A 13761-nucleotide genomic window follows, 5' to 3' on the forward strand; every position below is an offset into this window, starting at 1 on the left:
GCGAGCCCCGGCCGGGCCCGCGCACCACCTGGTCGGAGCCGACCGGACCGTCTTGACATGCCCGCCCGAACATCTTCCGTCCGAACAACGCTCGACGAGGAATCCGCTGTCTACCAGGCAACGGGGCCGCCGGCGTCGACGAAGGTGCCCGTCTCGGCGTCGGCGGGCAGTGTCGCGGCGCTGACCACGACGTGCGCGGCTTCGTCGGCGGTCAGCGGCGCCAGCTGGCGGTTCATCGGGGTCAACTCCGTCTGGACGAAGCCCGGGCACACGGTCGTGACCTTGATGGCGGTGTCCTTGAGATGCTTCGCCAGCTCGATCGTGAGGCTGTTGAGTGCGGCCTTCGAACTCCTGTACGCGGGCAGGAACATCGGATAGTACGGAGACTGCGAGTTGTTCTGATCGGCGAGCGAGCCCATCGTCGAAGACACGTTGACAATCCGACCCGCGTCACTTCGTCGCAGTAGCGGAAGAAATGTCTCGGTTACCGTTACCACGCCGAAAACATTTGTTTCGAACGTTTGCCGGAACGTGTCCGGGTCCGCGAGATCGTGGGCGCTGGTGTCGGTGGCCTCGGGGAGAACGCCCGCGTTGTTGACCAGGACGTCGAGACGGCCGTATCGCTCCTGGATGGCGGCTGCGGCGGATCTTACGGTTGCCGGCCTGGTGACGTCGAGTTCTACCCAGTCCACGGTTCCGTGGTTTGCACCCAGGGCCTCGACGGCCGTGCGTGCTGCTGTCTCCCGCCGCGCTCCAATGATTACAGTGGATCCTGATCGGCTCAGATGTGCGGCGGCCGCGTACCCCAGGCCTCGGCTGCCGCCAGTGATGAGAACGATGGTGGGCATTCGGATCTCCAGGATCTCCGGCGTATTTCCTGCAGGCTAGTTCCTGCGTGCCGAACAATGCTGGCGAGAATCCGACGTGGCATTCCCTGGTCAGGCACGGGGTGGTGACGCCGTTCCCTCCGTGGCAGTCTCGGCCATGAGGCGAAACGTGAGCTAGCCACTCAGGGCGATGAACCGCTTGAGCTTGCCTGTCGAGGCGTGCCGCGGGATCTGCGCAACGGAGGTCACGCTTATGTCGGCATCCGGGAGGCCATAGGGCCGTAGCGAGAAGGCCAGCGCCGTGGCCACCGCGGTGGTGTCGGGTGACCCGACCACCAGCACGTTCGCCCCACCTGCGGTCTGGTGCACCTGGTACTCCGAGATCAGCGGGTCGGTGCCCAGCACATGCCGGAACGCGCTCGCCGGGACCGTTCGCCGCCCGTAGCGGAAGTCGTCGTCACACCGACCGACGATGTCGGCCACGCGTGGCATCGAGCTCCCGCACGCGCAGCGGCCGGGCAGCAGCGTGATCTCGTCGCCCAGGTCGTATCGAACAAACGGGAAGGTTCGCCCTGCCAGCCCCGTCGCGAGCGTGCGCGCCGCCGGCTCGTCGGGGGCGACCGGGCGCCCGGCCGCATCAACCCGCTCGAGGATCACCTCGTCGGCGCAGATGTGCAGGCCGTCGCCGTCACGGTGGCCGCAGCCGACCGCCTGGACGCCGATCTCCGTCGAGCCCCACAGGTTGTGGACGGGGACTCCCCAGGCGGTGTCGATGGCGTCGCGGTCCTGGGCGCTGAGCGGCTCGGAGTTGGTGCTCACCCGGACCGGCCGGATCTCGAGCTCTCCCGCGTTCGCGGCCCGGGCGAGACGGCCGATCACCGAGGCGTAGCCGACGAGATGAGTCGGCCGTGCGTCCGCCACCGCGCGCAGAATCTGATCGAACGGGGCCGTCGTCGGGATCACGAAGGTCTGCGTCAACGGCCCGGTCGCGATGTCGAACAGCGGCGTGCTGGCGTGCGGCGGCTCGCCGGCCTCCAGCACGGCCAGTCGCGCCGGCCGACCGGCCGAGCCCGCCGGGCCCGCAGAGTGGGCCGAGTCGGCAGAGCGGCCCGAGTCGGCTGATGCGTGCTCGCCCCGCACCTGCCATCGCCAGGCGAGACACGCGAGCGTGACGAACTGCTCCCAGTCCCAGATGTAGACGCCGCGTACACCGCTTGAGCCGCCCGAGCTGAAAACCTGCAGTCCGGTGGGCGTGTAGGAGAACCAGCCCTGCTGGGCCAGCACCCGCTCCGCGCCCGCCCGGTCGATATCAGGCGTGGTTACTATCGCGTCCCATTCCCTCTGGACGTCCTGCTTGGTCATTGGGGGCAGCCGCGCGAGGTCGTCAACCGTCGCCGTGGCCGGGTCGAGGTCGGCCATCCGGGCTGCGTGGAACGGTGAGCGCTCGCGCGCGAATCCCAGCAGCGCACGCAGTCGCTCGGTGCGGTAGTGCTCGATGCGCTGGTGAGACCAGGCCAGCCGCGCGACATGGTCCTCAAGCGCCGCCCGCGCAGCGCTCAGATGCGCTGCACGCAGACGCCGGTAGCCCACCGCGGGGTCCTCGCGGGACACGCACACAGTGTCGGCCGCGACCGGCGATCACGCGAACTGTGGCTGCGCAGGCAGCCGGCAGGTTCGGCGGATCGCCGCCACAACTGGCCGGATTCTCCTGTCACCCGCGCTGAAGACCGACCGTTCCTCGGTGTCCCTTCAGTCTGCGCAGCAGGGCCAGGCCGGTGAGGAAAAGAGCCAGGGCACCGGGGCCGGCGTGCACGATGATGAAACCGGAATAGTGCGGCCCGCCCCAGGCGTGTCGATAGGTCGCCGGATCATCGGGATGCTCGGTGGCGAGGAGGTATCCGGCCCGGGCGACAAGAACGGCGCCGACGGCCAGCAGGAGGAGACGGCCCGCCGCGCGCCGTAGCCGTGCTGCCAGGCCGGTGGCTGGTGGCGGCGCCGGCCGGCGTGCGGCGATCACGCCCACCGCGATCAGGCCCCCTGCGACCACGGCGGCTACCGCGAGCCCGGTCATGCCGCCCTGGCTTCCTGGCGTCGGATGCGGCGCATGGCCGCGGAGTGGAGCAGCAACGCGGTCGGTGTCAGGGTCGCGACCAGGGCCAGCGCCCGCAGCGGGGTGGTCGGAGCCCACAGGATGTTGTCGGTCAGCTCTGCTCGTACGGCAGCTGCCTCCATGGCCGCGGTGGCGAGCACCGCCGCGGCGATGTGGGTGAGCCGCGGCCTGGCCCGGAGATGGAGCCCGACGGCCAGGCGAAGGACGTCGATGACGACGGCGAAGGTCAGCGGGGTGTCCTGGAGGAGCGCGGCGAACTCGTCGCCGTAGCGCTCCCGCCACCGCCTGGGGCACAGGGCGAGAAGGGAACGTTTCATGCCTGGGCCAGCCTTGTCTGCCCGGTGTGGACGACCCGGGACCAGGTCGCCAGCTGGGCGGCGAGGGCAGCTCTTCCCGCTGCCGTGATCTCGTAGGGGCGGCGGCGGTCGTCGCTGGGCAGTGCGGCGATCAGGCCGCGTTCGACCAGCTTGGTCAGTGAGCCGTACAGGGTGCCGGGCCCGAGCCGGACCCCGGTCTGTTCCAGCACATCGGTGGTGATCGCGTAGCCGTGCTTGGGGCCGTCGCTCAGTGAGAGCAGGACGAGTACGCCTGGCTCGCCGAAGCGGGCCAGGCCCTCGTCCCGCCCGAATCTCGCCATGCGATGCATCGTATGGCGTAGTAGTTGGGCGTGACAACACCCGGTGATCTCCGCTCAGGCGTGGGCGCGCAGCGCCCGGGCGTACCCGTCGCGCCGCAAGCTCGCCGATCATCATGAACCCGATCGTCAGGTCTCCACCAACTGGAGAGTCAACCGCGCCACAGCCGTCCTGCCACCCGCGAGCGGGGAACACATGGTCCGGGAGACTGCCCGAAAGGACATTGACGGCCGGATCGGCGCCCGTGATGCTGATTCTGAATCAGAATCGGAATCGGAGACAAAGCGGCGACTGCGCAGGCGGACCGGAATCCCGAGAAATTCGGGCGTCGCGGGTCGCAGGGCCGCGCTATCCGGGGGAATCTCCCACGGCGGTAGGCACGCCACGGGCTGACAGCTTGCTGCGGGGCCAAGGTGAACACGAGCGCGGGGATGAGACGGTCGGCGGATCGGGGCATGCGGCTGGCGGTGACCTGCGCCATTCTCGTGGCCGCCGCGGTGGCGGTGGTGGTCGTGTCGAGCCGGGACGACCCAGCGCTGCGGGTGTCGCTGGACAGCGGTTCGGCGTGGCTGGTGTCCTCCGCGGTCGGCCAGGCCGCGCTGGTGGACGGCTCGTCCGGGCAGCTGATCACCCAGGTCAGGGTCGCCGACCCGGGCTCGGATCTGTCCGCCGCCTCGACCAGTGCCCAGACGCTGGTCGCCGACACGGCCACGGGCACGGTGGTGCGGGTCGACAGCGCCTCGTACGAGGTCTCCAGGCCGGTGCGTTTCGCCCGGCCGGGGCAGCGGCTACGGGTCTTCCCCGGCCCGCGTCGCGCGTACGTCTTCGCCGAGCAGGCCGGGCTGGTGACCAGCGTCGACTCCCGGACGCTGAGCGCGGGCCAGCCGCAGTCCGTCGTGTCACGGATCGGGCCCGGCGGCGGCGTGGTGGACGCGACCGGCCGGCTGTGGCTGGTGGACGCCGACTCGGGCCGGATCGTCTCCCTGGACAGCACAGGCACGGGCCCGGCGGTACCCCGGACGGGGGCCGTCGCGTCACCGGCGGCCCGGCTGCTCGAAGTGGGCGGGCGCGCCGTCGTCGTAGACGGGGATGCCGTGCGTCCGCTGCATGACGACGGCACCTTCGGGGCGCCGACCTGCCTGGCCGGCGGCGCGCGGGACGACACCGCTGTTCTGACCGGATCCGCGGCCGCGTCCCGGGTATACGCGGCCTCCGGGCAGCGTGGGGTCCTCCTCGTCAGCGACCTGGACCGCAACCGGTGCGACACCGCGATCGACCTCGACGCCGCGGGCCACACCCTCGGCGAACCCGCGGAGGCCGCGGGCCGGGTCTTCATCCCCGACTTCACCACCGGCGAGGTCCATATCGCGGACCTGGCCCACCCCGGCACCGTGACCCACGCCGACATCCTCGACCCGGACACGCCGTTCGACCTTGTTCCCAGCGGGCCGTTCGTGTTCTACAACGACCCCGCCAGCGCCCGCGCCGGAGTCCTGTCTCTCACCGGCCAGACCATCCCCATCCAGAAGTACAACCCGGACCGGCCCGGAGACGACCTGTTCTCCGGAGGGAGCGGCGGCGGCGCGGAAGACACCCAGGGCTCTGGCGGTTCCGGTGGCTCCGGCGACTCCTCGAAGCCCACCACCCCACCGACCGGCACAGCGTCGCCACGGCCACCGACGCCGACCGGCACCGGCAGCCGCACGCCGGATCGTGACCGGCCCGCCGTGCAGATCCAGATGTCGATGAATCCGGCGGCGGCCGGCCGCCCGGTGGTACTGCGTGCGCTGGCCTCCGGCGGGTCGAAACTGGCCTCGGTGCGGTGGTCGTTCGGGGACGACACGGGCACCGCTGCCGGGGTGGAGGTGTCACACACCTGGGCACGACCGGGCAGCTACCCGGTGACCATTCGGGCAGCGCTCGCCAGCGGCGAACAGGCCCAGGTCGCCAGCACGATCAACGTGACGGACCAGGAACCCCCCACGAGACCCGACCCGTCGCGCACCCCACCTCCCTCCACACACACCCAGCCACCGCCAGGCCCCAACCCCAACCCCAACCCTGGCCCCACCCGAACCCAGACGCAGACCGATCAGCCCGTCAACCCGGCCACACCCACCCTCACCGTCGCGCAGACGTCCCCCACCTCGCTGAACGTCACGGTCCGTCCCGGTACCGGCGCGGGCGCCGCGGTGACCCGTTTCGCGCTTGATGCGTCACCAGCGGCGGGGACAACGGTCAACGCCCGCGGCGGCGGCGCGTTCCAGGTCGACGTCACGGGATGCGACGCCTTCACGTTGGTGGGCACGGTGTCCGCGGCAACCGGGGCGACCGCGCGATCCCAGCCGCACCAGGTCGCGGCACGTACAGACGGCGACTGCAGCCTGCCAACTCTGTCGCTGTCGGTGACCCCCACGTCAGGCCAGGCGCCGCTGACCGTGACCGCCGAGGACGAGATCCGGTACGTCATGGATCCGCACCAGAGCTACCGCATTTCGTTCGGTGATGGAAGCGCTGAGATCGCTGGCTCCGGGGCCACCCACACCTACACGGCCCCGGGCACCTACACCGTCACCCTGACCGCGATCAAGGACGGTACTGGGGTGACCGCGACGGATACCGCCACCGTCACCGTCGGGGCCCCGTTCAAGGCCACCGCCGGACGCGCCTCCGTCAGCCCGGGCTCGGGCACCTACGCCTGCCCGTTGACGCTCACCTTCACCGGCACGGTGACCGCGAACGGTGCGGGCACCGCCACGTGGGCCTGGCGAAACCATGGGCCCGGGGCGCAGTCGCTGACCTTCGGCGGCGCCGGGACACAGACCGTCAGCTTCACGACGACCGTGGACGGCGCGCCCGGGGAGACCGTCACGAGCACGGACGAGATCGAGATCTACGAGAACGGGCAGATCACCTTCGTATCCCCGGCGTACCGCGCCAGCGCCACGATCACCTGCGCGTCACCCGCGACGCCTTCGACGACCTCGGGCGCGATCGGGGGAGGCTCCAGCGGAGGCTGACCCGGCGGGCCCGGGCGGAGGGTGGCCCGGGCGGGCATGTGCGGTGATGCACGGCGGGTAAATGGTTGGCACGCGCCGCGGCCGTCAGAGTGTCGAGCCGTCGAGTTGCGCGGCGAGTGCCTGGCTCGCGGCGCGAGCCCCGGGGGACCAGGCGGGAAAGCCTCCGTCCTGGTAGCGGGCGCGGGCGGCGGTTCGCATGATCTTCCCGCTGCTGGTCGTCGCGAGCTCGGACGCCCCGGTGAGCACCAGATCGCCGATCGACACCTCGTGCTCGCGAACCACCGCGGCCCGGATCGACGCCGCGACGTCGTCGGGGACGACATCCAGCGTCTCGCGGACCTCCGCGACGACGACCAGACGCTCGCCGGCAGCCGGGTCGGGAACCGCGAAGGCGGCCACCCGGCCGGCGCGCGCCGCGGGATGTGCCTGCTCCGTGGTCCTCTCGATGTCCTGCGGGTAGAGGTTGCGCCCCCTGATGATGATCATGTCTTTGAGGCGGCCGGCCACAGCAGCAGGAGTGCCACCGTGGTCCCGAGGATCGGCGCGATGTCGAACAGCAGGAAATGCCGTCGCTGCAGACGGTGCACGTTGGGATTGCTGATGGTCTTCCGGCGTGGTTCGGTGCCGGCCCGGGCGGGCCCGGCGGCGGGCTGAGGTGCCAGCAGGGCGTTGTCGGCGCGCGCGACGGGCCTGGTGCCCTCGTCGACCATTCAGCTCACCAGTCCTCCGCTGGATAGACAAGAACCTGCTGGTCAGGTCAGCTATTTATAACCAGCAAACACTCGTGATGGTGTTCGCGAGCGGAGATCTTTCGTTTTTCTATCAGGGGAGTGGTGTCGCTTCTCGATGGCCGTGGAACCGGCTGGATCTGGTATCGGTGCACGACGGCGCGAGTCGTGTGACCCCGTCGCGCGAGCGGGTTACCGACTCGGAGGCTTGCTCCGGCGGACCGCAAGAAGTGGCGGCTCCAGGGCCACCGATATTGGCCTTGAGTTCCGTGCTCACCCACCGCCTGGCGATCCACCGGGGATCTCGCGCCGCGCCATGGCACCATCAGTTCATGCTAATAGGGGCAGACGGGGCATAAATCCGCTTGGTAATCCGCAAGAAGTAAGGATTTCGGTTGCTGTAGCAGCCAAAATCCTCATCTCTTGCTCGGAAGCAATGAATCCACCCGGGTCGTGATCGGCGTCGTGGTACTCATCAGGGTAGCTACCCTGATGAGTACTCACGACGGCATCCTGATGGGTCGACGGGCATCCTGACGGGGAGTCGTCAGGGCCGAGAGGTGCCCAGGATCGGGTGCTTGCCGAGGCTGAGCCCGGCGAACGCGACGATCAGCCAGATCGGGCCGACGATGCCCGGGAAGCCGGCGATCGACAGCGCACCCGACATGAACAGCACCGCGACCGGCGGGATCAGGCTGACCAGGCCCAGCCACCGCGACACCAGCCGGTCACGCAGGCCCAGCCAGGCGACCGCACCCGCGGCGACGACGACTCCGAGGTAGCCGATGAACGGCCCGAAGTCGTTGAGCATGAAGTAGACGAACTGACCATCCGTGTTGAAGCCGTTCTCGTTGAGCCCGCCCGGCAGGTACAGCGCCAGCGCCAGCTTCCAGCCGTAGCCGAGGCTCAGCGCCGCGGCGGAAGCGGTCAGCCCGTCGGCGACCACCCGGGCGGCCACGGCGCCGCGCGCCGCGGTCACCGCCTTCGCGCGCCAGGAAGCGGCCAGAACCAGCAGGAGCGCGACGGTCGCGTAGCCGAGCGCGCCACCGAGCTGGAGCTGCCCGCGGGAGAGCTTGGCCAACGCGTCCGGCCCGACCCGGTCCGTGCCGACGTTCGGACTGGTGAACATCGTCGCGACGATGCCGAGCACCCCGGCGCCGACACCGAGCCACGTCCACCGGGCTCGGGTGGGCGTACCGGCGGCGACATCGTCGCGGTAGCCGCGGGTGACCTGCGCTGTCGTGGTTGTCATGGTGTCCCGTCCCCTCCTCGCACCGGCGGCCCGATCGCCGCCGGCGTTGTGAGGACCAGCCTCGGGCGCCCGGCGTCCCGCAAACGAGGGACAGCCGCCCCGTGCCCGGGACGTGCGTACGACACCGGGGACGTGCGCGCGACACCGCGCTGATCGGGCTCGCGACAGTGCGCTGACCAGGCGCGACATCGCGCCGATCTGGCGTGATGCTGGGTGCATGGGGGCATCTGCGCCGGTATCCGGCACCTGGGACGGCGCGGCACCGCACCCGGTGGCGCCCCCGCTTGCGCTATCGGTCCCGCCCCGGCCTTCGTCCCCGCCCGCTCTCACGGTCCCGGCCGCTCTCACGGTCCCGGCCGCGCTCACGGTCCCGGCCGCGCTCACGGTCCCGGCCGCGCTCACGGTCCCGGCCGCGCCCGCGGTTCCGGCCGCGCCGGCGGCCACGATGACGTCCGGAGCCGTCGTGGCCTCGGTGCTCGCGGTCGGGCTGGCGCTGCAGTCCGTCCTCTGCTCGGTCGGCGCCGTGCTGCTGCACCGGTACGTCACGGCCCGGACGGCCGAGCATGTCGCGCTGGACCGGGCGGATCTGGTCCTCGCCATCGCGTTCCCGCTGGTCGCGGCCCTGGTGCTGGTCTACCAGCCGCGTAACCGGGTCGGCTGGCTGCTGCTGACGACCGCGCTGACCGGCCCGTACCTGCTGGCCACCCAGTACGCGGCGCTCGCCCTGCTGCCTGGTGCGCAGGGCATCTCCGGTGAGCAGGGGCTGCCCGCCCAGGAGGCGGCCACCTGGTTCGCGACCTGGGGCTACGTTCCGTACCTGGTGCTGTGGGGGCTGGTGCCGGTGCTGTTCCCCGACGGCCGGCTGCCCTCCCGGCGGTGGCGGGCTCCCGTCGCCGCCACCGCCGCGGCCATCGGATGCCATCTGATCGCCCGGATGTTCTGCCCGACCCAGCTGGACGTGTCCTCGCTGCTGAGCAACCCGTACGGTCTGGAGTCCGCGACCGGGCTGCGCTACGTCACGATGATCACCTCCCTGGCGGTCATCTTCGGCGGCGGGCTGCTCGGGCTGCTGGCGGTCGTGACGCGGCTGCGCCGGTCCACCGGCGTCGAGCGGGCCCGGCTGCAGTGGCTGGTGCTCGGGGTCGCCTGCCTGCTCGGCGCGACCCTGCTGGGCGCGCTCCCGCACGGCCCGGACGGGCAGGCCACCGGCATGGATGTCGGGATGGTGCTGCTGGTCGCCGCCATCGGCGTCGGCGCCGTCCGCCATCGGCTGTTCGACATCGGGACGGCGCTCAGCCGGATGCTGGTGTACGGCCTGCTCACCGCGTTCCTGCTGCTGGCCTATGCGGCGACGGTCGCCGGCGCGGGCGCGCTGGTGCCGGGGCGGCGGATCGCCTACGGCGTGCTCGCGGTCGCGGCGCTCGTCGCGGCGGCGGCCCGCGACCAGCTGCAGCGCCTCGTCGACCGGCTGCTGTTCGGCGCGGCCCGTGACCCGTACGCGGTGCTCGCCGTCCTGCGTGGCCGGCTCGACCTGGCCACCGGTCCGGTGGACGCGCTCTCCCAGCTCACGGACGGGGTGCGGGAGGCTCTGAAGGTGCCTTACGCGGCAATCGAGGGCAGCGACGAACGGCTGCCGACGATCGAGTCCGGAACGCCGGTCGGCTGGCTTGAGCGGATGCCTGTGCCCGCCAGGACCGGACGCGGGCGGGCCGGCACCCTGCTGGTGGGCCGCCGCCACCCGGCCGACCAGTTCACCGAGACGGAACGGGCGATGCTCGACGACATCGCCCGGAGGGCCGGCGACCTGCTCGACGCGGCGAGCACGCAGCATGACCTGCGGCGCAGCCGGGAGCGGCTGGTCACCGCGCGCGAGGAGGAGCGCCGCAGGCTGCGCCGAGACCTGCATGACGGCGTCGGCCCCCAGCTCGCCGCGATGGCGATGCAGCTGGACGTCATCGTCGCGGGCCTGGCGGAGCGGGCCGACCCCGCGGCTGACCGCGCCGCCCTGGTCCGTGACCGGCTGCGCGGCACCGTGCGCGAGATCCGGCACATCGTCGAGGATCTGCGCCCGCCCGCGCTCGACGAGGGCGGGCTGGCGGTCGCCCTGACGCAGGCCGTCGCGCCGTTCGCGCCGGTCGTGACCCTGGACGCACCGGCCGAGCTGGCGGCGCTCGTTCTGCCGGCCGCGACCGAGGTCGCCGCGTACCGGATCGTGGCGGAGGCGGCGACGAACGCGGTCCGTCACTCGGGCTGCGAGCGGTGCGTCGTCCGGGTCCGGGCCGAGCCGCCGTGGCTGCTGGTCGAGGTGAGCGACGACGGCGGTGGCCTGGCTGCCGACGCGGTCCCGGGAATCGGGCTGCGCAGCATCCGGGAGCGGGCGAGCGAGGTGGGCGGCCGCCTGGAGGTCCTCGACGCCCGATCCGTCCGCCCCACCGGCGGGATCGAGCCCAGCGCGATCGAGCCCAGCGCGATCGAGCGGGCCGGGATTGAGCGCGGCGGGACCGGCGCGGGCAGCGGCACGCTGGTTCGGGCGCGGCTACCGCTGCGGGAAGGCGGCCCGGCGTGACATCCCTGCGCGTCGTGATCGCCGATGATCACGAGCTGTTCCGGGACGGGCTGCGCGGCCTGCTGGCCGACCTGGGCGCGACCGTGGTCGCTGAGACGGCGGACGGCAACGCCGCGCTGGCGGCGGTGCTGCTGCACCGGCCCGACGTGGTGCTCATGGACCTGCGCATGCCGGGCCTGGGTGGCATCGAGGCCACCGCGCGCATCGGCGAGCAGGTGCCCGGGACGTCCGTCCTGGTCCTGACGATGAGCGAGGACACCGCCTCCCTGCAGGCGGCCCTGCAGGCGGGGGCGCGCGGCTACCTGCTGAAGGAGTCGTCGAAGGCGGACGTCGCGCGAGCGTTGGAGGCGGTGGCACGCGGTGAGCTGGTCATCGGACCGGGGATCGCCGACAAGGTGCGCCACGCCGTCGGCGGGCTCTCACCGCGGATCTTCCCCCAGCTGACGGACGCCGAGATCCGGGTGCTGGACCTCGTCGCGGACGGCCTCGCCAACGGGCAGATCGCCGCCCGGCTGTCCCTCTCCGAGAAGACGGTGCGCAACCGGATCTCGACGATCCTCACCAAGCTCGAGGCGGCGACCCGCACCGAGGTGATCCTGCGGGCCCGCGACGCCGGCTTCGGATCCGGTACCGCCGAGTAGCGGCCCGATACGTCGGCATCGACGGGAGCACCGCATCCCGCATCCTGGATCACTCGCCGGGGCGGGCGAGGCAGATCACCTCGTCGTGCTTGTGCGTTCCGTCTGCCGGACGAACTCGGCCAGGTCCACCGCGAAGATGTCGGGGACCTCGATGGCCGGGAAGTGCCCCCCGCGTGGGGGCTCGGTGAATCGCACCAGGTTCCGTGAACGCGCGACGAAGCTCGCCGGTGGGGTCACGACCCGCGGGTCCGGGAAAGCCGCGAACGCGGAGGGCACCTCGATGGCGCGGCCGGGCGGGAGCGTGATCGGGTCGGTGAAGAGCTCCGAGTAGGCCACCAGCGAGCTGGTGACGCTGCCCGATACGAGATAGATCATCATTTCGGTGATGATGTCGTCAGTGGTCAGCGCCGGTCCGCTGCCGGTGGCGGCGGGGTCGCTCCACAGGTGGAACTTCTCCAGCACCCACGCGGCGAAACCGGCCGGGCTGTCCGCCAGGGCTGGTGCCAGCGTGAGCGGCGCCGTCAGCTGCAGCAGGAAGTAGGCGCCCAGGGGACCGGTGTTCAGGTCACGTTCCCGTTGGGTGAACGCGGTCTCGTCGGCTGACGGGTCCGCGACGCCGGTCAGGCCGCTTCCCAGGGGCGCACCGTCGTGGCGAACGCCGAGGAGGGTGGTGTGCAGCCCGGCGCAGTGGCCCGGATGATCGAAGGCCATCCATTCGGCGATCGGCGCACCCTGATCCCCGCCGTGGACGTAGTACCTGGTCTCCCCGAGAACCTCGGTGAGCAGCCGGTGGAGGAGATGCCCGGCTGACCGGACACCGAGCGGGGCTGCGGCGAGCGTGGAGAAGCCGTATCCGGGCAGTGACGGGACAACGACGGTCAGCCCGTCCTCTGGATCACCGCCAACGGTTTCCGGATGGGCGAGCCTGCGGATCACCGCGCGGAAGGTCGCGAACGAGCTGGGCCATCCGTGCAGCAGCAGCACTGTCGGGGGAGCCGTTCCGGAACCGGGCTCCCGCAGGACATGCAGCTCGAGACCGTCCACGGCGGCGGTGAACTGCTCGAAGGCGTTGAGCTCGTGTTCGTGCTGTCGCCAGTCGTAGTCGGTGAGCCAGTACCGGATTAGCGCCTCGAGCGTCGTCGGGTCGGTTCCGGACCGCCAGCCGGGCTGCCAGCCGGGCCGTTTCGAGGAGGCCGTCGGGTCGAACTCGGCGAGGCGCTGCCGGATCCGCTCCAGCGAGTCCTCCGGTGTGTTGATCCGGAACGGCGTCACCCGTCCCGGCGGCACTTCCGGTTCCCGTCCAGCCCGCTCGCCTGTCCGCATCCCTGCCCCTTCCGTCGGGCGATCTCCAGGTCATCGCCACCTTCATCGACACCACTTATAGCATTTAATAGTGTCGATGGGTGCTGGGTGGTTCACTGGTGGGGACATGGACCCCTCGGACCCCTCGAACCCCTCGGACGCCTGGTCGTCGCACTGCGGTGCGCCGCCGTCGCTGCAGGCCCTGGGCGCGTTCCTCAACTCTGTGGACGAGCGGACGTTCGGCGTCTACCAGCCGCGCGAGGAGCTTGCGGATCCCGAGGCCCTGAGCCGTTGGCTCGCGGCTCGCGGTCTGGCGCCCGAGGGAGCGCCCACGGGCGAGACCGAGCTCGCGGACGCACTGCGCCTGCGCGCGGCGCTTCGGGGTGCCGCCGCGGCCAACCAGCGGACCCCGCAACCACCGCCGCGGGACGCCGTTCTGGGCGACGTGGCCGATCGCCTCGCGCTGCGGGTCCGGGTGAGTCCCGACGGCGTCGATCTCGAACCCGCCGGAGGCGGCGAGGTCGCTCAGGCGCTGGCGCGCCTCGCGGCCGCCGCGGTCCTGGCGACCGCGAACGGCACCTGGCAGCGAGTGAAGATGTGCGCGGCGCCGGACTGCCGGGTTGTCTTCTATGACGGATCGAAGCCCCGGACCGGGCGCTGGTGCGCGACCGCCGTCTGCG

General features: G+C 71.5%; 12 protein-coding genes and 1 pseudogene. 4 read left to right on the top strand and 9 right to left on the bottom strand.

Annotation, left to right across the window (positions count from 1 at the left end):
- Nucleotides 1–110 precede the first annotated feature (110 nt).
- From FREUN1FDRAFT_RS22805 to FREUN1FDRAFT_RS22825, 5 genes are all read right to left on the bottom strand, one after another.
- Nucleotides 111–848, bottom strand: coding sequence for an SDR family NAD(P)-dependent oxidoreductase (locus FREUN1FDRAFT_RS22805; protein WP_006542574.1), 738 nt, complete (start codon nt 846–848; stop codon nt 111–113).
- 153 nt (nt 849–1001) lie between these two features.
- Complete coding sequence (locus FREUN1FDRAFT_RS22810; RefSeq protein WP_006542575.1) at nt 1002–2417, bottom strand: phenylacetate--CoA ligase family protein; 1416 nt, start codon at nt 2415–2417, stop codon at nt 1002–1004.
- A gap of 121 nt (nt 2418–2538) precedes the next feature.
- A complete protein-coding gene (locus FREUN1FDRAFT_RS22815; protein ID WP_006542576.1) occupies nt 2539–2898 on the bottom strand; it encodes a hypothetical protein in 360 nt (119 codons plus the stop codon).
- Nucleotides 2895–3254 carry a hypothetical protein gene (locus tag FREUN1FDRAFT_RS22820; protein WP_006542577.1) on the bottom strand — a complete coding sequence of 120 codons (360 nt, stop codon included), beginning with the start codon at nt 3252–3254 and terminating at the stop codon, nt 2895–2897. Before FREUN1FDRAFT_RS22820 ends, FREUN1FDRAFT_RS22815 begins: the two co-directional genes overlap by 4 nt.
- Nucleotides 3251–3574 (bottom strand): PadR family transcriptional regulator, encoded by a 324-nt coding sequence (locus FREUN1FDRAFT_RS22825; RefSeq protein ID WP_006542578.1) that lies wholly within the window; start codon nt 3572–3574, stop codon nt 3251–3253. Before FREUN1FDRAFT_RS22825 ends, FREUN1FDRAFT_RS22820 begins: the two co-directional genes overlap by 4 nt.
- Nucleotides 3575–4027: 453 nt before the next feature.
- Here FREUN1FDRAFT_RS22825 and FREUN1FDRAFT_RS22830 point away from each other — a divergent pair, with 453 nt between their 5' ends.
- Nucleotides 4028–6592 carry a PKD domain-containing protein gene (locus FREUN1FDRAFT_RS22830; protein WP_006542579.1) on the top strand — a complete coding sequence of 855 codons (2565 nt, stop codon included), beginning with the start codon at nt 4028–4030 and terminating at the stop codon, nt 6590–6592.
- Between the two features lie 84 nt (nt 6593–6676).
- On the opposite strand, the gene FREUN1FDRAFT_RS22835 is transcribed toward FREUN1FDRAFT_RS22830, so the two are convergent.
- The 3 genes and pseudogenes from FREUN1FDRAFT_RS22835 to FREUN1FDRAFT_RS22845 form a co-directional block, all read right to left on the bottom strand.
- Nucleotides 6677–7078: a hypothetical protein gene (locus FREUN1FDRAFT_RS22835; protein ID WP_006542580.1), complete on the bottom strand. Its 402-nt coding sequence runs from the start codon at nt 7076–7078 to the stop codon at nt 6677–6679.
- Nucleotides 7079–7095: 17 nt separating this feature from the next.
- Nucleotides 7096–7302: pseudogene (locus FREUN1FDRAFT_RS46635) on the bottom strand (acyl-CoA desaturase); the annotation flags it as partial.
- Nucleotides 7303–7867: 565 nt separating this feature from the next.
- Nucleotides 7868–8572, bottom strand: coding sequence for a hypothetical protein (locus FREUN1FDRAFT_RS22845; protein ID WP_006542582.1), 705 nt, complete (start codon nt 8570–8572; stop codon nt 7868–7870).
- A 217-nt stretch (nt 8573–8789) separates the two neighbouring features.
- Between FREUN1FDRAFT_RS22845 and FREUN1FDRAFT_RS22850 the strand changes: the two genes are divergently transcribed.
- A complete protein-coding gene (locus tag FREUN1FDRAFT_RS22850; protein WP_006542583.1) occupies nt 8790–11138 on the top strand; it encodes a sensor histidine kinase in 2349 nt (782 codons plus the stop codon).
- The gene (locus tag FREUN1FDRAFT_RS22855) at nt 11135–11779 is read left to right on the top strand and encodes a response regulator transcription factor (RefSeq protein WP_006542584.1); all 645 of its coding nucleotides are present in this window, start codon (nt 11135–11137) and stop codon (nt 11777–11779) included. The genes FREUN1FDRAFT_RS22850 and FREUN1FDRAFT_RS22855 overlap by 4 nt, the downstream gene beginning before the upstream one ends.
- Nucleotides 11780–11854: 75 nt before the next feature.
- Here the strand turns inward: FREUN1FDRAFT_RS22855 and FREUN1FDRAFT_RS22860 are convergent, their stop codons facing one another.
- Nucleotides 11855–13102: an epoxide hydrolase family protein gene (locus FREUN1FDRAFT_RS22860; protein WP_006542585.1), complete on the bottom strand. Its 1248-nt coding sequence runs from the start codon at nt 13100–13102 to the stop codon at nt 11855–11857.
- 106 nt (nt 13103–13208) lie between these two features.
- Here FREUN1FDRAFT_RS22860 and FREUN1FDRAFT_RS22865 point away from each other — a divergent pair.
- Nucleotides 13209–13761, top strand: a 553-nt coding sequence (locus FREUN1FDRAFT_RS22865) for a CGNR zinc finger domain-containing protein (RefSeq protein WP_006542586.1), incomplete at its 3' end; no start/stop codon positions are given.

Origin of the sequence: Parafrankia sp. EUN1f, from assembly GCF_000177675.1 — a bacterium.
GTDB lineage: Bacteria > Actinomycetota > Actinomycetes > Frankiales > Frankiaceae > Parafrankia.

Bases quoted from the DNA above. Each gene is read 5' to 3' on its own strand.
- FREUN1FDRAFT_RS22845 (WP_006542582.1), bottom strand. From the start codon at position 8,572: ATGACAACCACGACAGCGCAGGTCACCCGCGGCTACCGCGACGATGTC.
- FREUN1FDRAFT_RS22830 (WP_006542579.1), top strand. From the start codon at position 4,028: ATGCGGCTGGCGGTGACCTGCGCCATTCTCGTGGCCGCCGCGGTGGCG.
- FREUN1FDRAFT_RS22825 (WP_006542578.1), bottom strand. From the start codon at position 3,574: ATGGCGAGATTCGGGCGGGACGAGGGCCTGGCCCGCTTCGGCGAGCCA.
- FREUN1FDRAFT_RS22835 (WP_006542580.1), bottom strand. From the start codon at position 7,078: ATGATCATCATCAGGGGGCGCAACCTCTACCCGCAGGACATCGAGAGG.
- FREUN1FDRAFT_RS22820 (WP_006542577.1), bottom strand. From the start codon at position 3,254: ATGAAACGTTCCCTTCTCGCCCTGTGCCCCAGGCGGTGGCGGGAGCGC.
- FREUN1FDRAFT_RS22860 (WP_006542585.1), bottom strand. From the start codon at position 13,102: ATGCGGACAGGCGAGCGGGCTGGACGGGAACCGGAAGTGCCGCCGGGA.
- FREUN1FDRAFT_RS22850 (WP_006542583.1), top strand. From the start codon at position 8,790: ATGGGGGCATCTGCGCCGGTATCCGGCACCTGGGACGGCGCGGCACCG.
- FREUN1FDRAFT_RS22805 (WP_006542574.1), bottom strand. From the start codon at position 848: ATGCCCACCATCGTTCTCATCACTGGCGGCAGCCGAGGCCTGGGGTAC.
- FREUN1FDRAFT_RS22815 (WP_006542576.1), bottom strand. From the start codon at position 2,898: ATGACCGGGCTCGCGGTAGCCGCCGTGGTCGCAGGGGGCCTGATCGCG.